The sequence below is a fragment of the Polyangium sp. y55x31 genome (assembly GCF_029946505.1).
In the GTDB taxonomy this organism is placed as follows: Bacteria; Myxococcota_A; Polyangia; order Polyangiales; family Polyangiaceae; genus Polyangium.
The window spans coordinates 1-20,500 of record NZ_JARZHG010000042.1 but is presented as its reverse complement, the minus strand read 5'-3'; the positions used below and the strand labels follow the sequence as shown (position 1 = coordinate 20,500).

The following is a 20,500-nucleotide window of genomic DNA, read 5'->3' as shown; positions in this document are numbered from 1 at the left end:
GAGCGTGGTTGCGTCAAGTCGCCCTTGGGGGTTCACAGGTCCCCAGGGGCGGCGCCTTTTCCAGGCCCGGCAAACCTACGACGTCACGCAAGGTTTGTGATCAAATGGGCCCACTTTGCCCGAAAGTACCCCACTACCCCGAGTCCAGCGCTTGCGCTGGTCCGGGTCCAGGGGCGGACAGCCCCGGTGGGGTCTGGGGCAAAGCCCCAGCGAAGCGCCTTCGAGATGAGACCCATGCTCAGGGCGCGTCCAGCGGGGGGCGTTCACGCGCCCCCCGGGGACGTCCGCGGAGGTGGCTTGGGCAGGCAACCAGGCCACACCTCGAGAAAGTCGCGCAGCGCAGCGACGAACGTGCTCAGGCGCGCGGGCACGTGCTGGCTGCGGGGATATACCGCGTACATTTGCTCCGCGGGCATCACGTACGCCGCGAGCACCTCCTCGACCTTCCCCTCGGAAATCACGGGTGTGGCCAGGTAGTCCGGCAGGCAGCAGATCCCGCAGCCGGCGACGGTGAGGTCACGCAAGAGCGCCCAGCTATTCGCGGTCGCGTGGCGGTGCACGATCGATAGCTTCGTGCCGCCGCGGGAGAAACGCCACGTCGCCGTCTCGCGCCGGGTGCCCATCACCAGGCACGTATGCTGCGGAAGCTCGCGCGGGTGCGCGGGGACGCCGTGACGCGCGAGGTAGTCCGCGCTGGCAACGAGGCGGCGCCGCGAGGGCGCGCCGAGCTTGCGCGCCACGAGCGACGCGCTGTCGCACGGCTCGACCTCCAGCACGACATCAAAGCCGTCGCGCACCGGATCGACACGCTCGGAGACGAGCTCGACCTCGACAGCGACACCCGGGTACTCCTTCGCGTAACGCCCGAGGACACGCCCGAACACCGTCTGCCCGAACTCGACCGGCGCGGCGACCCGCAGGCGCCCGCGGACCTCGCTGTCGCGTGACGACACCCCGCGCTCCGCCTCGGCGAGCGCGTCGAGCCCGGCGCGCACCTTTTCGAGGTAAACACGCCCCTCCTCGGTCAGGCGGACGCGCCGCGTCGACTTGAGGAGCAAGAAGACCGCGGATGGCGACGATTTCGCGCGTTTGAACCCCAAGAGTTATGTGCCCGCGCTGCTGCTTCCGGACGGCACCTTGTTGACCGAGACGGCGGTCTTGCTGAATTACATCGCCGACACCTGGCCGGAGGCCAAGCTTGCCCCGCCGCGCGGCAATCTCGCGCGCGTTCGCTTCGACGAAGGGCTGCAATTCATCGCCACCGAGCTGCACAAGGGCTTCGCGCCGTTCACCCTGATGCCCAATACGAGCGAGGAGTCGAAGCGCTGGGCCGCGCAGCGCCTCGCGGGCCGCGTCGGCCTGCTCGCCGAAGCGCTCGCCGATCGCCCGTTCCTCCATGGCGAAGCGTTCACCGTCCTCGACGCGTACGCGTACTTCGCGCTGCGAACGTATCGACACCTGCTGCGGGTTGATCTGCCGGGCGCGCTTGGTTCCTACCTGGAGCGGCTCTCCGAACGCCCGGCCGTCCGCGCGACGCTCACGGCGGAAGGTATTGCCTGAGGCTGCCCCTCTGGGGTTCGCCCCCCGAGGGGCCTCCAGGGAGCGGGATCAGGGAAGGAACTTGGCGAGGAAAATATCGTAGTTGCCGGAGCTCAGGAGCTGGCCGGCGCCGAGGTCCACGGGCTCCAAGAAGGAGCCGGTGAGCAGGAGGTTGCCGCCATCGTCGAGCGCGGGCGTGATATCTTCCAGTCTGCCTGCAAAGCGCCGGCTCCAGAGATGGTTCCCGCTCGCATCCAGCTCGACCACGAAGGTGTCTTCCTGGAAGTACTCTGTGCCTACCGCGGTGAAAGTGATGCCGCCGAAGTTCACGGTGCCCTGGAAGTATCCTGTGAGGAGGACGTTGCCGGCGTCATCGACGGTCATCGCAGTGGAGTCCTGGTAGTAAGGATCTCCGAATCGTTTGCTCCAGACGTGGTCGCCGTTCCCGTCGAGCTTCGCCAGGTAGATGTCCATCCCCCCCGCGCTCGTCAAAGGGCCGCCGCCGAAGTCCACGTCGCCTGCGAAATACCCCAGGAGCAAGACGTCGCCTGCGCTGTCGATCGCCATCGCACGGACGCGCTCATCACTGACATCCCCGAAGCGCTTGCTCCAGACGTGGTTGCCATCGGCGTCCAGCTTGGCCACCACGATGTCGTCGGATCCCAGGCTCGTGAGAGGCCCACCGCCGAGGTCCACGGTGCCCGAGAGGGTTCCGGCGACCAGGACATTGCCTGTGCTGTCCATCCTCATTCCGGCGGGGATGATGTTCGCGAAGTGCTTGCTCCAGAGGTGGTTGCCGTCAGCGTCCAGCTTCGCGACGTACGTGTTCCAACCCCCGCCGATGAAGGGTCCGCCGCCGAAGTCCACGGTGCCATAGAAGTCTCCGGCAAGGAAGACGTTGCCTGCGCTGTCGGTCGCCGTCGCGCTGACGGACTGGTAGCTGGAATCTCCAAAGCGTTTGCTCCAGAGATGGTTCCCGTTCGTGTCCAGCTTTGCGACGTAGATGTCCGAATTCCCCGCGCTGGTGAGGGGACCGCCGCCGAAGTCCACGGCGCCTTGGAAATCCCCGGCAAGCAGGACGTTGTCCGCGCTGTCGATCGCAGCCGCATTGGCGTATTGGTAACTGGTGTCTCCAAAGCGTTTGCTCCAGAGATGGTTCCCGCTCGTGTCCAGCTTGGCCACGAAGATATCCGAGCCAGAGTTCCCCGCGTTGACGAGTGTCCCACCGCCGAAATCGATGGATTGATCGAATGCACCAGCCATCAGCATGTTGCCCGCGCTGTCGAGCGCGAACCCGCCGACCCATTCGTAACCTCCTCCCCAGAACACCATGCTCCACAACGTGCATTGGGTCGTCCCGTCGCAGTTGTCATCCTCCGGCGTGGCGCAATTCTCCTGCTCGGGCTTTACCTCCATGAGGCAAGGCCCGAAGAACCCATTGACGCACGCTCGTGTCCCCGCCGTGCATATCCCGATGCCCAGCGTGCCTTTGGGCCCCGTGTAACAGGCCTTCGTCTCCCCCGGCAGGCACGCGCAGTCGTTGCCTTCCTCGTTCACGAGCCCATCACAGTCGTCATCCAGCGGCGAGCTGCAGCCCTCGGCCTGGGGCAGCACCTCGCTGCAGGCGGTCCAGCCCGTCCCGCTGCCGTTGCAGAACTTTTTCCCTCCCTGGCAGATCCCGACGCCTTCCGTGTCCGCGGGGCCGCTGTACCCGCAATCCTGCCACGTTCCCGGCGTGCAAACGGAGTCGAGCGGCAGCGAGATCGGGCTCAGGATCGTGCACGCATCGCCATTGCCACCACAATTCGAGGCCGGCCCCGATCCGGTGGCCGTCACCGTCGCGAACGGCGCGCTCGCCGGACCGACCTGGAGCTCTACCGTCCCGTTCATCATGACGTCCACGCACGCGAGCCCGTTCGCGTCGGTCAGCGCCGGGGACGACCAGCCCGCGTAGCTCACCCCCGACGCGCTCACGGAGATGCCGGAGGCCACGTCGGACCCATCGACCGAGACCACCGGCACGAGGAAGCAATGTTTCTCCTGCCATGGCCTGTCGCAATTCCACCAGGAGAAATGCCTCACCTCGGCCACCCACGCCATCTTCCCGGGCTCGGCGACCGAGGCCTGGATCACCCCCTCGCCCTCCTCGCGCCAGATCCCCGCGTCGAGATCGAACCACCACGCCGGGATCCATTCCCACTCCTGCACGTTCGCCGCCACCGCATCCGGCAGCACCAGCTCCAGCGTCGCCCGCTTCCCCGGTGCGAGATGCACCTTCTGGCTGCCCTGCCACAACGTCACCTCCGCCATGAACAGGCTTTCGAGGCCGACCGTCGCGCCATTGCCGGCGGCGATCCCTTCGAGCGGCCCGGGGGCATTCGCGAGTCCCTGGCTCGGATCCAGCGGCACGATGGTCGCCTCGACCGTCCCCGTCACCGGCTCGCCGATGTCATCGACGATCGCCCCCGAGGGAATGGTCACGTGCACCGGTCCCTGATCGAGCGCGGCGCCCGCGGTCGCGTCGAAGGGAATCGGCGGGGGAAGGGGAAACAGGTGGACCTCCGCCCCGCCATGGGCGCCCGGGGGCAATTCGACGACGACGCTCGCGGGCGCATAGCCGAAACGCTCGACGCGGGCGGAGAATCGACCGGGGGTGAGGTCGTCGAAGAGGATGTAGCCTGCGCCGTCGGTCGGGCGTGGGGTGCCATTTTGCGCGGTGACGACCGCGGAGGGAACCGGCTGGTTTTGCGTATCGAGGACCTGAACGAGTAGGCTCGTGCCCACGGGCTCCTGGATCGAGCCTCCGCCGGAGCCACCCGCGCCGCCCGCGCCGGCCATTCCGCCGGAACCACCCGCTCCGCCGCTACCGCCCGCGCCGGCCATTCCGCCGGAGCCGCCGAAGCCACCCGCGCCGCCGCTTCCGCTTCCGCCCCCGCTTCCGCCGCCGCCCCCGCTACCGCCGCCGCTTCCGCCGCCGCCGCTTCCGGCACTGCCGCCACTTCCGCCGCCGCTTCCGCCGCCGCCGCCGCTTCCGCCCGCGTCGCCGTTCCCGCCGCTGCTTCCGCTACTCGATGAGGCGACATCCCCGCTCGTCCCTGGTTCCGGTTCATCGCTGCACGCTGCGAGCGGCAACAGAAAAACCGTCGTCGCGAGCCAACCCAAGAAGCGACCCATCGTTTGCATACGTGTACTCCAGCTTTCCTGAGATACACCCTAAACAAATCGGACCGCACTGCCCAAAAAACAGACGCGAAACCGCGGCCTGGATCACGGCGACCGCCGGTCTTGACCTGGCCTGTTCGATGAACTGCGCATCGCGCAGTTCATCGACCCCGAGTCCAGCGCTTGCGCTGGTCCGGGTGCAGGGGCGGACAGCCCCTGCTGGGGCCTGGGGCAACGCCCCAGCGCGACGCCCTCCGGCGGCCATCGGAAGCACGACTCGCGCACCGAGCACGGTTGACCGCCGTGCGAGGGGCATGGTACGCGAACGCGGAAAATTCAGTTTCATTGGCCCCGGGACAGTGCGCTGGCCTTGGGCTTTTCGTGCGGGGATCCATGCTCGCCATTCGCAACCTCAGCAAGACCTATCAAAACGGCGTCCATGCGTTGAACGACGTCACCCTCGACATTCCGCGTGGCATGTTCGGCCTGCTCGGCCCGAATGGTGCTGGCAAATCGTCTCTGATGCGTACGCTGGCGACGTTGCAGGAGGCCGACAGCGGCACGGCCACCCTGGAAGGTCCTGACGGCAAGAGCATCGATGTGCTGCGTGACAAGGATGCGGTAAGGCGCCAGCTCGGCTACTTGCCGCAGGATTTTGGGGTTTATCCCAAGGTCAGCGCGGAGGACATGCTGGAGCATTTCGCCGTGCTCAAGGGGCTCACTCAGCGCAAGCAACGCCGTGAGGTCGTGGATGGCTTGCTCCAGCAAGTGAACCTGTGGGACGTGCGCAAGCGCAAGCTCGGCACGTACTCGGGCGGCATGCGGCAGCGCTTCGGCGTCGCGCAGGCGCTCCTGGGGAGTCCGCGCCTCGTGATCGTCGACGAGCCCACGGCTGGCCTCGATCCCGAGGAGCGCAATCGCTTCCTCAATTTGCTCGCTGAGATTGGTGAGAATGTGGCGGTGATCCTGTCCACGCACATCGTCGAGGATGTCACCGACCTTTGCCCGACCATGGCCATCTTGAACAAGGGCCAGGTGCTGCGGACGGGAAAGCCGAGTGATGCGATTGCGGCGCTCGCCAATCAGGTTTGGCGCAAGCAGGTCACGAAGGCGGCGTTGCCCGAGTACGAGGCGCGCCATACGGTCCTTTCGACGCGGCTCGTGGCGGGCCGGCCGGTGATCCATGTGTTCAGCGGCGAGGACCCGGGGGATGGGTTCGAAGAGGTCGCGCCGAACCTCGAGGACGTCTACTTCCAGCTCCTGCGTGTGCAGGCCACCTGACGTAGGGCTGCCATGATCCGTGAACTCTTTCGCTTCGAGCTGCGCGAGCAGCTCCGGTCTCCGCTGCTCTGGCTCATCGCGGGCTTGTTCGGATTGCTGGCGTTCGGGGCGGCCGGCAGCGAGGCCGTCCAGCTCGGCGGGAGCATCGGCAACGTCTTCCGCAATGCGCCGACGGTGATCTCCACCTGGCTCGCGCTGTTCACCTTGCTCGGGATGCTGGTCATCACGATCTTCATCACCGGCGCTCTTTTGCGCGACTTCGACCAGGGCACGGCCGAGCTCTTTTTCGCCAGCCCGATCCGCAAACGTGATTACTTGCTGGGCCGGCTCGGCGCGGCGCTCGCGGCGAGCCTGGTCGTGTACTTCGTGATTGGCCTCGGCATGTTCGTGGCGCAATTCATGCCGTGGATCGATCCCGCGCGCCTCGGGCCGGTGTCGCTCAGGCCCTACCTGTGGGCGTTCGTGGTGTTCGTGATCCCGAACCTGCTTTTCACCGGTGGGTTACTCTCGCTGATGGCGGTGGTGACACGCAGCATCCTGTGGGTCTACATCGGCGTGATCGCGTTTTTCGTGCTGTACGGCGTGAGCTCCGCGCTCTTGCGCAACCTCGACAACGTCTGGGCAGCGACGTTGATGGATCCGCTCGGCACGCGCGCGCTCGAGCGCACGATCCGCTACTGGTCGGCGGAGGAGCGTAATACCGGCCTGCCGGCGATGGGGGGGTATCTCCTCGCCAACCGCGCGTTGTGGACCGCCATTGCCGCGGCGTTGTTTGCGGCGACGTTCGCGCTGTTCAAGACCGAGCGCAGCGGCACCGGTCGCCGGCGCTGGGGCCGGAATGCGAAGGCGGAGGCGCTCGCGGCGGCGGATCTCGCGGCCCGGCCCGTCGCCGTGACGGCGGTGCAAAGGCCCGAGCCCGTGTTCACGACCCGCACGGTGTGGCGGCAGCTCCTGCGCCAGTTGCGTTTCGACACCGTGGGCGTGCTCCGCAGCGTGCCGTTCCTCGTGATGCTCGCGTTCGGCATGGCCAACTTCATCCCGACCGCGCTGCTGCGCCGCACCATGTATGCCACGCCGATTTACCCGGTGACCTCGCAGATGCTGTCTGCGCTGCAGGGCAGTTACAGCTTCCTGCTGGTGATCATCGTGCTGTTCTACGCCGGCGAGCTCGTGTGGAAGGAGCGCGGCGCGAAGATCCACGAGGTCACCGATGCGATGCCCGTGCCGAGCTGGGTGCCACTCCTCGCCAAGTTCGGGGCCCTGCTCGCGGTGATCGCCGCGTTCCAGGTCATCGGCGGGGTCACCGCGATGCTCATCCAGCTCGCCAAGGGGTATACCCAGCTCGAGCCGCTCTTGTACTTGAAGACGCTGACGCTCGACTCCAGCGTGTACGTGCTGATGGGCGGCATGGCATTGACCCTGCAGGTGTTCAGCAACAACAAGTTCGTCGGTCATGCGCTGCTGATCCTCTTGCTCATCCTGCAGACTGCGCTCGGCCTGATCGACTTCAGCCATCACCTCTACAACTTCGGTAGCTGGCCGATCGCGCCGTATTCGGACATGAACGGGTATGGCCATTTCTTGGCGCCGCAGCTCTGGTTCCAGGGGTACTGGGGCCTGCTCTTGCTTGCGCTCTTGTTCTTGTCGGTGGCGTTCTGGATGCGCGGCAGCATCGGCAGCCGGCGCGAGCGCTTCGTGGTGGCGCGGGAGCGGCTGCGCGGCCGGCTGGGTGCGGCGTTCGCATTGAGCCTGCTTTCGTTCGCGGCCGTGGGCGGCTTCCTGTACTGGAACACGAACATCCGCAACGAGTACCGTTCGTCGGAGCAGAAGCTCGACCTTTCGGCGCGTTACGAAAAGGAATACGGCGCCTACAAGAATCTGCCGCAGCCGAAGATCATGGCCGCGTCGATACAGGTCGATCTGCGTCCCGAGACGCTTGTCCTGCGCGTCGATGGGGTCTACCGCGTGGACAACCCACACGCCTCGCCGATCCAAGAGGTGCACGTCACCCTCGACGACAAGGCGCTCGTCGCGATCGACCTCGGCGGCGCCGAGCTCGTGAAACACGACGCCCCGCTGGGCTACCGCATCTATCGTCTCCAGCAGCCGATGCTGCCGGGCGAGGAGCGGGAGGTACGCTTCAAGCTCGACTACCACCCGAATGGCATCACGAACGAGCTCTTGCAGACGCAGATCGTCGAGAACGGGAGCTTCTTCAACAACCGCATGTTCCCGCAGTTCGGCTACGACGAGCGCGCCCAGCTCGAAGACCGGAACGACCGCCGCAAGCGCGGGCTGGGTGAGCCCACCCGCATGCCCAAGCTGGAAGACCAGGCGGCGCGCGCGAGCACCTACATCGGCGACGATGGCGATTGGATCCTCTTCAATACCACCATCTGCACCGCGCCCGATCAGACCGCGCTCGCGCCGGGTTACCTGAAGGAGGAGTTCCAGCGCGATGGCCGTCGCTGCTTCAGCTACGCCATGGACCGGCCGATGCTGAACTTCTACGCCTTCCTTTCGGCGCGCTGGCAGGTGAAGAAGGGGTTTTACAAGGAAGGCACGCCCGAGCAGATCCCGATCGAGATCTATTACGACCCCAAGCATCCGTACAACGTCGATCGCATGATCGAGGCGGTGCGCAAGTCGCTCTCGTATTACGAAGCCAACTTCACGCCGTACCAGCACCGCCAGGTGCGGATCATCGAGTTTCCAGGGTACGCGAGCTTCGCCCAGAGCTTCGCCAATACGATCCCTTATTCGGAGTCGATCGGCTTCATCGCCGACCTGCGCGACGACAGCGCCATCGATTACGTGTATTACGTGACCGCGCACGAGATCGCGCACCAGTGGTGGGCGCATCAGGTGATCGGCGCCAACGTGCAGGGGGCGACGGTGCTGTCGGAGTCGCTCTCGCAGTATTCGGCGTTGATGGTGATGGAGCAGGAATACGGCCGCGCCAAGATGCGACGTTTCCTCAAGGAGGAGCTCGACAAGTACCTCGCCGGCCGCGGCGGCGAGCGGGTCGAGGAGCTACCGCTCTACCGGGTGGAGAACCAGCAGTACATCCACTACCAGAAGGGATCGCTCGTCTTCTACCGCCTGCGCGAGGAGATCGGCGAGGCCGCGCTCAATCGCGCGCTGAAGAAGTTCCTGCAGGACAAAGGTTACCAGAACCCGCCGTTCACGACGTCGGCCGAGCTTCTGACGTACATCCGCGCCGAGGCCGGTCCGGCGCACCAGGCGCTGATCACCGACCTGTTCGAGAAGATCTGCTTCTACGACAACCGCGTGCAGGCCGCGACCGCACGCAAGCGCAGCGACGGCAAGTACGAGGTGACCCTCGAGCTCTACGCGGACAAGCGTTACGCCGACGGCAAGGGCAAGGAGACGGCGGGCGAGCTCGACGACTGGATCGAGGTCGGCGTCTTCGCGCGTGGCAAGTCGGGCAAGGAGGGGGACGAAGAGGTGCTGTACCTCGACCGCCACCACGTGACCAAGCAGCACCAGGAGGTGACCGTCGTGGTCGACGCGGAGCCCCATGAAGCCGGCTTTGATCCGAACAACAAGCTGATCGACCGCGTGTCGTCGGACAACCGCAAGCGCGTGGATCTCTAGGCCACGACGGTACGGTCGCCGTCCCCGCTTCTGCCCCCGCCTCTGCCCCCGCTTCCGCCCCCGCCCGCTTGGGTGTAGCGTCGCCCCCCGCGATGAACGACGATCCGACCCCGGCCCCGGAAGCGGCCTCGCCCGCTTCTCCCGAGCCGACCCATGCCATGGCCGACGAACCGAGCATCGTGGGCGCCTTCCAGGTCCACGAGGCCGCCGCAGCAGCCGCCGCCGCCGACGCCGCCGCCGACGCCGCAGCCGCCCACGGCGCAGCCCCCGGCGCCGGTCACGCGAGCGACCACGCCCAGGGCGACCACGGACACGGACACGGCCACGGACACGCCCCCGGCGCCCTCCCGGGCCTCGTCCTCGCGGCGCTCGGCGTCGTCTTCGGCGACATCGGCACGAGCCCGCTCTACGCCGTCAAGGAGTGCGTCACCGCGCCGCACGGGGTCAAGGCCAGCCCCGAGAACGTGCTCGGGCTCCTCTCGCTCATGTTCTGGTCGCTCTCCATGGTCGTCGCGGTCAAGTACCTCACCTTCGTCCTCCGAGCGGACAACGAAGGCGAAGGCGGCACCATGGCGCTGCTCGCCCTCGTGCCCGAGAACCTACGGCCGAAGAACAAGACGCACATCGGCTGGATCGCTGCCCTCGTCCTCTTCGGCGCCTCGCTCCTCTACGGCGACGGCGTCATCACCCCGGCCATCAGCGTCCTCAGCGCCGTCGAGGGCCTCGCGGTCGGCGCGAGCTCGCTCAAGCCCGCGGTCTTGCCGATCACCGTCCTCATCCTGCTCGGGCTCTTCTGGGTCCAGAAGCGCGGGACGGCCGGGATCGGCAAGGTCTTCGGGCCGATCATGATCCTCTGGTTCCTCACGCTCGGCGGCCTCGGCGCTTACTTCGTCGCCAAGAACCCCGCTGTGCTCGCGGCCGTCAATCCCGCGTACGCCGTCACGTTTTTCCTCGCCAACAAGTGGCACGCGTTCGTCATCCTCGGCTCCGTCGTCCTCTGCGTGACCGGCGGCGAGGCGCTCTACGCGGACATGGGGCATTTCGGCCGCAAGCCCATCACCTATGCCTGGTACGGCATGGTCATGCCGTCGCTCGCCTTCAATTATTTCGGCCAGGGCGCGCTCCTGCTCCAGCATCCCGAGGCGGCGGAAAACCCCTTCTTCTCCCTCGTCCCCAAGGGCCCGGCCACGTACGCGCTCGTCGCGCTCGCCACCGCGGCCGCCGTCATCGCCTCGCAGGCCATGATCTCCGGCGCCTACTCCCTCACGCGGCAGGGCGTGCAGCTCGGCTTCCTGCCGCGCGTCCAGGTCAAGCACACCTCCTCGGAGACCGAGGGCCAGATCTACATCCCCGAGGTCAACTGGGCCCTGTTCGCCGCGTGCATGGTGCTCGTGCTCTCCTTCCGCGAGTCGTCGAAGCTCGCCTCGGCGTACGGCCTCGCCGTCACGGGCTCCATGACCATCACGTCGATCGTCTTCTTCGTCGTCGTGCGCGAGCGCTGGCACTGGTCGCTCGCGAAGGCGCTGCCCTTGCTCCTGCTCTTCCTGACGTTCGACCTCGCGTTCCTCGGCGCGAACCTGCTCAAGTTCTTCGACGGCGGTTACGTGCCGTTCCTCATCGCCTCGATGATCTTCGTGTGCATGGCGATCTGGCGGAAGGGCCGCGCGCTGCTCGGGCAGGAGTTCAAGAAGCGCACGCGCCCGCTCTCCGAGGTTCTGGAGGAGCTGCGGACCGGAAAGACGGCCGCCCGCGTGGACGGCGCCGCGGTCTTCCTCACGTCGAGCGCCGAGGAGGCGCCGCCCGTCCTGCTCCACCACGTCAGCCGCAGCAAGGCCCTGCAGAAGGTGGTCCTGCTCGTGACCGTGATCCCGGAGCGCATCCCGCGCGTGGCGCCGGAGAAGCGGGTCGAGGCCTCGCTCATCGCCGACGATTTCTACCGGATCATCTTCCGCTCGGGCTTCATGGAAGACACGAACGTGCCCGTGCTGCTCGCCGTGGCCAAGGCCAAGCTCGGCCTCAGGATCGGGCCCGACGAGACGACGTACTACCTCGGCCGCGAGACCCTGCTCGCCACGGGCAAGGGGAAGATGGACAAGGTGTCCGAGACCATCTTCGGTTTCCTGTCGCGCAACGCGACCGGGGCGACCAACTTCTTCAACCTGCCCCCGGAGCGCGTCGTCGAGCTCGGCATGCAGCTCGATCTTTGATGCCCGCGCTTGCCCTGGGGTAACCTCGCGGCTCATGACGAGCCTCGAGTCCCTCGCCGATCGGATCCTGTCGCGCCCGCAGCGCTCCATCCACGACGTCCTCGCCGTGCTGGAGATGATCGACGGCGCCCTGCCCACCTCCGACGGCGTGCACGCCTTCAACGAGCTCTACTTCCTCGTGACGGACCGGATCCGCGGCGAGATCGATCGGGGGCGGTTCACGGCGCCCGTGCTGCTCGAGGAGCTCGACGTGGTCTTCGCCGGCCTCTACTTCGACGCCCTCGTCGCGGAGCTGCGCGCCCCCGGCTCGTCGCCGCGCGCCTGGCAGCCGCTCTTCGAATCGCGGGGCGATCGCTCGATCTCGCGGCTCCAGCACGCCCTCTGCGGCATGAACGCGCACATCAACCACGACCTCGCGATCGCGGTGGTCGAGACGTGCTCGCGCAAGGGCATCGAGCCGCGGCGCGGGACGGGGTTTTTCGACGATTACCTCGTCATCAACGACATCCTGGAAGAGGCGGAGAAGGTCGCGACGAAAAAACTCGCGACGGGGGTTCTTCGTGACGTCGAGGAGGCGCTCGGCCGGGTTGACAATGTGATGGCGATGTGGAGCGTCCGGCGGGCGCGGGACGCGGCCTGGGCAAACGCCGAGGTGCTCTGGGCGATCCGCGACAACGATCTGCTATACGAGACCTTCCGGAAGACGATCGACCGCATGGCGGGCTTCGCCGGTCGTGGGCTTCTGCTGCCGAGGGGCTTTGGGGGAGAATCGGGGACGTGAACACGGAAGGCATGGGGACACGCGGGGGCAGGGTTCGCGGGGGCAAACGGGAGGCGGCCGAGACCACCTGGTCGCATCCGCTGAACCCCGAGGCCGGGATGACGCCGATGCCGAGCGATCCGCGCGAGGTCGAGGCGGCGCTCCGCGCGGGGAAAATTTCCCTGCGGCTCACGCCTTATTACGGGTTCCGGTACGGCGAGCGGGGCGTCCGGTTCACGCGCAGCGACAGCGCGTTCCTCGCGACTTTGCCCGAGCACAGCGAGGCCACGATCAAGCGGCAGGTCGAGTGGCTCGCCGGCGTCCTCTCGAACCGCGGGATGCCGAGCGTCCTGCTCGAACAACACCTGCGCGTGCTCGCGCGCGAGCTCACGCGGGCCGTGCCGGAGAAGCGTGATTTTTATCGGGCGCTTTTCGTGGCATCGGACGGGCTCCGCGCGCGGCGGACCGCGCACATGCCGGAGAGCGCGGGCAGGCCCATCGGGGAGGCGTTTCCCGCGGCGGCGGGGCTACCGAATACGTGGCTCGCGCGGGGGACGGGGCACCTTCTCGTCGCGGCGGTGGCCGACGAGCGGGCGGGCATTCCGAACGCGGTGCCGAGCATCGAAACCTTTTTCCTCGACGGCGCCATGTTCCCGCCGCGGTTCGTGCAGGCGGCGCGGCAGGCGATCGAGCGGGCGCGGGGCGCCTGACACGGCCCGAGCCTCGAATCGGCCATCCGTCCCCTTTCGATCGACGGCGCGGGGAGCCACGTTCCGGGGAGAGGGGACCATGGTCAGAACGAATCTCCGCGCTTCGCTCGAGCTCCCGTACGACGAGGCGCTGGCAAAGATCCCCCAGCTCCTGAAGGACGTCGGATTCGGCGTCCTCACGCGGATCGACGTCGACGAGACGCTGCGCGCCCGGCTCGGCGTGCCTTTCCGGCGATACACGATCTTCGGGGCTTGCAACCCCGTGCTCGCGCACCGGGCGCTCTCGGCCGATCCGGACGTCGGTATTCTCTTGCCTTGCAATCTCGCCGTCTACGAGGATGACGACGCCCGGACGATCGTGGTGATCATGGACCCGCTCGAGTCGCTCGCCGACGACGAGGAGGCGGCGCTGCGCGAGGTCGCGGCCGAGGCGCGGACGAAGATGCATCACCTGATTTATTGCCTTTCGACAGCGGGCCGCCGCGCCGCTTGACGTCCGCTCTTTTCGGCCGGTACCTTCACCGCCGAAAGGAGCTTTCTTCCATGACGAGCAGGACCTGGACCGCGGACGCCCTCCGGGATCACCTCCAGAAGGCCGTATACCTGGAGCTCTGGACCATCCCGATCTACCTCACGGCCGCCTATTCCTTGCAGGTGCCGGGGACGAGCGCGTCGAACCCGCCGAAGCTCACGCCCGTGCGGAGCCCCAAGAACCCGAACCGGAGCCGCGAGCAGCTCGCGTTCAACAACATCTATTCGGTCGTCGTGCAGGAGATGCTGCACCTCGAGATCGCCGCGAACCTCTACAATGCCCTGTTCGCCGGAAAGGGGTATTCGCCGAAACTCACGGGACCGTGGGCGCCGCGCTACGATCGCGGCTTCCCGCCCTGGATCGCGGGGAAGGTGCCGGTGCAGCTCGGGCCGGTAAACGACGCGCAGCTCCTTTTGATGACCACGATCGAGACCCCGGAGCCGAAATCGGACGGGCCCGCGAACGGGCCGCAGGACGTCTACGACTCCATCGGCCAGTTCTACAAGGCCATCGACCAGGGCGTGGACGAGCTCTGGGGGAGCCTTTACGATCCGAACGCCGATCACCGGCAAAAGAGCGAGTTCGCCGATCCGCAATACCCGGGCGACGATTACACGGGCTTCTCCGCGACGATCAACGGCGACAGCCAGACGGCGCGCGCCCAGGCGGACAAGGCGATCAAGGCGATCGTCGACCAGGGCGAGGGGAGCGTCGGCCCCTTCATCGAGCCGGACCTGCGGCCCGAGGATGGCTCCGACGTCCAGGACCGCTTCAGCCATTTCGGCCGCTTCCGCATGGTGCAGGTGATGCTCAAGCTCGGCGGGGCGCTGAAGACGTACCCGGAGAGCGGGAGCGACGGGCTCGCCGCCGCGCAGAAGGCGCTGAACGAGACCTATACGGCCCTGCTTTATTCGCTGGAGAAGGGCTTCGCCGGCGACGCCGGCCTCGACCTCGGCCCGATGTGGGACCTACCCGGCAAGATCGTCTCCGTGTGGGCCGCCGGGGGCATCCCCGCCTTCCAGCCTCTCGACAGCTCCGACGCCGCGCGCTGACCAAGCGCTCCGGCCGTGGCAAACGGCCTCCGCACGTTCCCGCCCACACAACTATTGACGCCGCACGCAGCTTCGGATACTTCGTACGCGAAACTTTCTCGCGCGAGGGATCCAGCTCATGGCGAACGAGCTTCGTTTCGATGGAAAAGTAGCGATCGTCACCGGTGCGGGTAACGGGCTCGGGCGTGCGCACGCGCTCCTGCTCGCGAGCCGCGGGGCCAAGGTCGTGGTCAACGATCTCGGCGGCGGGCGGCATGGCGGGGGCACGAGCTCCGAGGCGGCGGACAAGGTCGTCGCCGAGATCAAGGCGGCCGGCGGCGAGGCCGTCGCGAATTACGACTCGGTCGAGAACGGCGGAAAGATCGTGCAGAGCGCGCTCGACGCGTTCGGCCGCATCGACATCGTGATCAACAACGCCGGCATCCTGCGGGACGTCACGTTCCACAAGATGACCGAGGAGGACTGGGATCTCATCTACCGCGTGCACGTGCTCGGCAGCTTCCGCGTGGCGCACGCGGCGTGGCCGCACATGCGCGACCAGGGCTACGGCCGCATCATCTTCACGTCGTCGGCGGCCGGCATTTACGGCAACTTCGGGCAGGGCAACTACTCGATGGCCAAGCTCGGCCTCGTGGGCCTCTCGAACACGCTGGCGCTCGAAGGCAAGAAGAAGAACGTCCTCGTCAACACGATCGCGCCGCTCGCGGGCTCGCGCCTGACGGAGACGGTGCTGCCGAAGGAGCTCATCGACGCGCTCAAGCCCGAGTACGTGAGCCCGCTCGTGGCCTACCTGTGTCACGAGAGCTCGACCGAGACCGGCGGGCTCTTCGAGGTCGGCGGCGGCTTCTTCGCGAAGCTCCGCTGGGAGCGCGCCGAGGGCAAGACGGTGCGGCTCGGGCGCGAGATCAAGATCGAGGACATCCAGAAGAGCTGGAGCGCGATCGCCGGCTTCGACAAGACCACGCACCCGGCCGAGATCAACCAGTCGATGGGCCCGGTCATGGCGAACGTGCAGGCCGGCCCCGCCAAGGGCGGCAACGAATTCATCGATGTCGATCAGGCGCTCGGCTACGAGTATCCGCCGGTGCATTCGAGCTACGACGAGCGGGATCTCTCGATTTACGCGCTCGGCGTCGGCGCCGCGGAGAACCCGCTCGACGACAAGGAGCTGCGTTACGTCTACGAGATGCACGGGCAGGGGTTCGTCCCGCTGCCGACGTACGGCGTGGTGCCGGCGCTCTCGGCGCTGATGGATCTCGCCAAGCAGGGCAAGACCGCGCCGGGCATGAATTACGGGCTCGATCGGCTCCTGCACGGCGAGCAGTACCTCGAGCTTTCGCGCCCGCTGCCGGCGAAGGCGAAGCTCACGCACAAGGCCAAGGTCAAGGAGATCTGGGACAAGGGCAAGAACGCGCTGATCGTCACGGAGATCCGCTCGACGGACGAGTCGGGCGAGGAGCTTCTGCGCAACGAGAGCACGGCCGTCATCCGCGGCGCGGGCGGCTGGGGCGGCGATCGCGGGCCGTCGTCGGACATCAACGTGCCGCCGGAGCGCGCGGCCGACGCCACGATCGAGCAGAAGATCCCCGACAACCAGGCGCTTCTGTATCGCCTCTCCGGCGACTGGAACCCGCTGCACGCCGACCCGAGCTTCGCGAGCGCGTTCGGCTTCTCGAAGCCGATCCTGCACGGGCTCTGCACGTTCGGTTATGCCGCGCGGCACGTGATCCACGCGTTCGCGGGCGGCGACGCGCGCAAGTTCAAGAGCATCAAGGTGCGCTTCGCGGACAGCGTGTTCCCGGGCGAGACCGTGGTGACCGAGATGTGGAAGGAGAGCGACGAGCGCATCGTGTTCCGCTGCAAGGTCAAGGAACGCGACAAGGTCGTCATCTCGAACGCGGCGATCACGCTCTGGAAGGAGATCCCGCAGCCGAAGGCAAAGCCCGCGGCTGCTGCTCCCGCGGCGGCGCCCGCGAAGGCGGCCGACGATCCGGCCGGTGACGTGTTCATCGGGATCCGCGATTACGTCGAGAAAAACCCGGCGGTCGTCGAGAAGGTGAAGACCATCTTCCAGTTCGATCTCAAGGGGCCGGACGCGACCTGGACCATCGATCTGAAGAACGGCAAGGGCGCGGTCTTCGAGGGCAAGGGCGCGGAGAAGGCCGACACGGTGCTCGAGATCGCGTCGTCGGATTGGCTCGCGATGGCCACGGGCCAGGCCGATCCGCAAAAGCTCTACTTCGAGGGCAAGCTCAAGATCTCGGGCAACGTCATGGCCTCGCAGAAGCTCGGCTTCATGAAGAAGATCGATCCCGAGCAGGCCAAGGCCGCCATCGCCGCGCACAAGGCCAAGGCCGGCGGCGCAGCGGCTCCGGCCGCGGCGGCGCCCGCAAAGACGGCCGAGGATCCGGCCGGCGACGTGTTCATCGGAATCCGCGATTACGTCGAGAAAAACCCGGCGGTCGTCGAGAAGGTGAAGACCATTTTCCAGTTCGAGCTCAAGGGCCCGGACGCGACCTGGACGATCGATCTGAAGAACGGCAAGGGCGCAGTCTTCCCGGGCGCGGGCGCGGAGAAGGCCGACACGGTGCTCGAGATCGCGTCGTCGGATTGGCTCGCGATGGCCACGGGCCAGGCCGATCCGCAAAAGCTCTACTTCGAGGGCAAGCTCAAGATCTCGGGCAACGTCATGGCCTCGCAGAAGCTCGGCTTCATGAAGAAGATCGATCCCGAGCAGGCCAAGGCCGCCATCGCCGCGCACAAGGCCAAGGCCGCGAGCGGCGAGGTGAAGGCGGAGGCGGCTCCGCAGGCCGCGGCGGCGGCGCCCAAGGGTCCGGGCGCGGCGGCGGTCTTCGATGCACTCAAGGAGCGCATCGCGAAGTCGCCGGGAATCGCGAAGGAGGTCGACGCGATCATCGAGTTCCGCCTGACGGAGGGTGATTGGCACGTCGACTTCACGGGTGGAAAGACGACCGTGGCGACGGGTCGGGCGACGAATCCGTCGGCGGTGCTCACGATCTCGACGGAGGATCTCGTCGCGCTCGTGTCGGGCAAGGAGCAGGACGCGCGGCTCTTCCAGACGGGCCGGCTGCGGGTCGACGGCGACGTGCGGATCGCCTCGAACCGCCTGCATTTCTTGAAGGGGATCTTGGGTTAATCGCGCACGTTCGCAGAAGGAGGCTCAAATGGGCAGGCGAGTCAACGTCATCGGCGTCGGAATGGTGAAGTTCCAGAAGCCCGGCGCCAGCGAAGAGTACAACGTGATGGCCGCGAAGGCGGCGCGCACGGCCCTCGCGGACGCCGGCGTCGATTACAACGAGGTCGAGCAGGCGTACGCGGGGTACGTCTTCGGCGACAGCACGTGCGGGCAGCGGGCGATCTACGAGGTCGGCCTGACGGGTATCCCCGTCGTCAACGTGAACAACAACTGCTCGACCGGCTCGACGGCGCTCTACCTCGGCCGCCAGGCCATCGAAGGAGGCCTCGCCGAGTGTGTGCTCGTGGTCGGCTTCGAGCAGATGGAGAAGGGCGCGCTCGGCTCGAAGTGGGGCGATAGGACGAGCCCGATGGACAAGCACGCGGACGTGATGAACCGCGTGCAGGGCTTCAACCAATCGCCGCCGACGGCGCAGATGTTCGGCGGCGCGGGGCGCGAGTATCGCTGGAAGTACGGCGCGAAGCGCGAGACGTTCGGCAAGGTCGCGGAGAAGGCGCGCAAGCACGCGAGCAAAAACCCGTACGCGCTCTTCAACGAGGTCCTTTCCCTCGAGCAGATCATGGCCTCGCCCGAGGTCTTCGATCCGCTCACGCGTTTCCAGTGCTGCCCGCCCACGTGCGGCGCGGCGGCGGCGATCCTCTGCTCGGATGATTTCGCCCGCAAGAAGGGGATCTCGAACGCCGTTTACATCGCGGCGCAGTCGATGACCACGGATTATGCGTCGAGCTTCGGCGACAGCATGATCAAGATGATCGGCTACGACATGGCGAAGGCGGCCGCGGACCAGGTCTACGCGAAATCGGGGCTCGGGCCCGGGGACGTGCAGGTGGTCGAGCTCCACGACTGCTTCACGGCGAACGAGGTCGTGACGTACGAGGCGCTCGGCCTCTGCAAGGAAGGCGAGGCCGAGAAGTTCATCGAGGAAGGGAACAACACGTACGGCGGCAAGTACGTGACGAACCCGTCGGGCGGCCTGCTCTCGAAGGGCCATCCGCTCGGGGCGACCGGCCTCGCGCAGTGCACCGAGCTCGTCTGGCAGCTCCGCGGCACGGCCGAGGCGCGGCAGGTCGAGGGGGCGAGGGTCGCCCTCCAGCACAACCTCGGCCTCGGCGGGGCCTGCGTCGTGACGATGTACCGCAAGGACTGATCCGCCGGAGACACCCGGGACGAAGGAGGCCGCGCTCGAAAGGGCGCGGCCTTCGTCGTTTCGAAGGCGGTTGTGGCGCGGCGACGACACCCGGACACGAGCGCCCCTGTAGAAATATGGCGACACCACGACAGACGCGCCGTGGCGTGAGCGCGACACCAAGGAAGGCCCGACCCGCGTGCATGGACGTGGGGACCTGCAATCTCGCGGCGCCGCGCGGGTTTCGTCGTTCGGCATTGCCCTTGCTCAGGAGGTGGTCCGTCTTGAAAGGAGCTTCCCGATGAACACGAACGGCACGAAAAACCCGGTATCGATGATGGAGACGCTCGCCCACTGGCATTTCCGCCGCATCGAGGAGTGCTCGACGCTGCTCCAGTGGCTGGATCCGCGGCCCGGGGAGCGAGTTCTCGACATCGGCTGCGGCGACGGGTATTACGACGCGCGCATCGCAGAGCGGGGCGCGCACGTGGTCGGCGTCGACATCCACGAAAAACGCCTCGCCAAGGCGCAACGCAAGCACCGGAGCGAGCGGACGGATTATCATTACATGGACGCCGAGGAGCTCGGCTTCTCGCCCAGCTCGTTCGACAAGGTGATCTCATTCTGCGTCATCGAGCATTTCCGGAACGAGGATCGCGTGCTCGAGCACGTCCACCGCGTGCTCCGTCCAGGCGGGCGGCTGTTTCTCTCGGCAGACAGCCTGTCGAACCCCGAGGTCACGGACGCGGAGCGCGAAGCACATCGGCGGAGGTACGCGGTAAACAATTTTTATACCGTGGACCACCTGCGGGAAAAACTCGAGCGAGCCGGGCTCATACTCGAGCGGTACCATTACATCCTCACGACGCCAATCACGCTCGCGCTGGCGCGGCTCTCATGGAAGCTCGACGATCTGCCGCCCTTCCTCATGCCGCTGCATGGTATCGGGTACGCGGCACTGGGGACGGTGGGCAAGGTCATCTCGGATTTCGCCGAGGATCATGCGCGGCGGCCAGACAGCGGGCTCACGCTCTTGGCCGAGGCGCGGAGGGCGTGAGCGCAAGCCGCCGCGCCGGGGCGCCGCCCCGGACCCCGCGGGGGCTGTCCGCCCCTCGACCCGGACCAGCGCAAGCGCTGGACCCGGGGTCGATGAACTGCGCGATGCGCAGTTCATCGAACAGGCCGATTCAAGACCGGCGAGCGACCCTGCCAGTCAAAACGGCTTCGACTGGCAACGCCGTCTCTGGTCTTGCCACCGGCCGTGGGAAGAACTGCGCATCGCGCAGTTCTTCCCAC

At 66.9% G+C, this 20,500-nt stretch carries 13 protein-coding genes; 11 read left to right on the top strand and 2 right to left on the bottom strand.

Annotated features, from left to right (window positions below):
* Window positions 1-263 precede the first annotated feature (263 nt).
* Window positions 264-1,100 carry a substrate binding domain-containing protein gene (locus QHF84_RS42140; protein WP_281319226.1) on the bottom strand — a complete coding sequence of 279 codons (837 nt, stop codon included), beginning with the start codon at window positions 1,098-1,100 and terminating at the stop codon, window positions 264-266.
* On the opposite strand from QHF84_RS42140, the gene QHF84_RS42135 reads away from it, so the two are divergent.
* A complete protein-coding gene (locus tag QHF84_RS42135; protein ID WP_348652925.1) occupies window positions 1,048-1,560 on the top strand; it encodes a glutathione binding-like protein in 513 nt (170 codons plus the stop codon). The two genes, QHF84_RS42140 and QHF84_RS42135, sit on opposite strands and share 53 nt — an antisense overlap.
* Window positions 1,561-1,608: 48 nt before the next feature.
* On the opposite strand, the gene QHF84_RS42130 is transcribed toward QHF84_RS42135, so the two are convergent.
* Window positions 1,609-4,722, bottom strand: coding sequence for an SBBP repeat-containing protein (locus QHF84_RS42130; protein WP_281319224.1), 3,114 nt, complete (start codon window positions 4,720-4,722; stop codon window positions 1,609-1,611).
* Window positions 4,723-5,094: 372 nt separating this feature from the next.
* Here QHF84_RS42130 and QHF84_RS42125 point away from each other — a divergent pair, with 372 nt between their 5' ends.
* The 10 genes from QHF84_RS42125 to QHF84_RS42080 all read left to right on the top strand — a co-directional run bounded on the left by QHF84_RS42125 (window position 5,095) and on the right by QHF84_RS42080 (window position 20,261).
* Window positions 5,095-5,982 carry an ABC transporter ATP-binding protein gene (locus tag QHF84_RS42125; protein WP_281319223.1) on the top strand — a complete coding sequence of 296 codons (888 nt, stop codon included), beginning with the start codon at window positions 5,095-5,097 and terminating at the stop codon, window positions 5,980-5,982.
* Window positions 5,983-5,994: 12 nt separating this feature from the next.
* Window positions 5,995-9,600, top strand: a complete 3,606-nt coding sequence (locus QHF84_RS42120) for a M1 family aminopeptidase (RefSeq protein WP_281319222.1) — start codon at window positions 5,995-5,997, stop codon at window positions 9,598-9,600.
* Window positions 9,601-9,692: 92 nt separating this feature from the next.
* The gene (locus tag QHF84_RS42115; RefSeq protein ID WP_281319221.1) at window positions 9,693-11,807 is read left to right on the top strand and encodes a KUP/HAK/KT family potassium transporter; all 2,115 of its coding nucleotides are present in this window, start codon (window positions 9,693-9,695) and stop codon (window positions 11,805-11,807) included.
* Between the two features lie 34 nt (window positions 11,808-11,841).
* On the top strand, window positions 11,842-12,588 hold the full coding sequence (locus tag QHF84_RS42110; protein WP_281319220.1) for a DUF5995 family protein: 747 nt from the start codon (window positions 11,842-11,844) through the stop codon (window positions 12,586-12,588).
* Window positions 12,585-13,277, top strand: a complete 693-nt coding sequence (locus QHF84_RS42105; RefSeq protein ID WP_281319219.1) for a hypothetical protein — start codon at window positions 12,585-12,587, stop codon at window positions 13,275-13,277. Before QHF84_RS42110 ends, QHF84_RS42105 begins: the two co-directional genes overlap by 4 nt.
* A 79-nt stretch (window positions 13,278-13,356) precedes the next feature.
* A complete protein-coding gene (locus QHF84_RS42100) occupies window positions 13,357-13,770 on the top strand; it encodes a DUF302 domain-containing protein (protein WP_281319218.1) in 414 nt (137 codons plus the stop codon).
* A 50-nt stretch (window positions 13,771-13,820) separates the two neighbouring features.
* On the top strand, window positions 13,821-14,861 hold the full coding sequence (locus QHF84_RS42095; RefSeq protein WP_281319217.1) for a ferritin-like domain-containing protein: 1,041 nt from the start codon (window positions 13,821-13,823) through the stop codon (window positions 14,859-14,861).
* 118 nt (window positions 14,862-14,979) lie between these two features.
* The gene (locus QHF84_RS42090) at window positions 14,980-18,018 is read left to right on the top strand and encodes a peroxisomal multifunctional enzyme type 2 (RefSeq protein WP_281319216.1); all 3,039 of its coding nucleotides are present in this window, start codon (window positions 14,980-14,982) and stop codon (window positions 18,016-18,018) included.
* A 28-nt stretch (window positions 18,019-18,046) separates the two neighbouring features.
* Window positions 18,047-19,225 (top strand): lipid-transfer protein, encoded by a 1,179-nt coding sequence (locus QHF84_RS42085; RefSeq protein WP_281319215.1) that lies wholly within the window; start codon window positions 18,047-18,049, stop codon window positions 19,223-19,225.
* Window positions 19,226-19,505: 280 nt separating this feature from the next.
* Window positions 19,506-20,261, top strand: coding sequence for a class I SAM-dependent methyltransferase (locus QHF84_RS42080; protein ID WP_281319214.1), 756 nt, complete (start codon window positions 19,506-19,508; stop codon window positions 20,259-20,261).
* The last annotated feature ends 239 nt before the right edge of the window (window positions 20,262-20,500 follow it).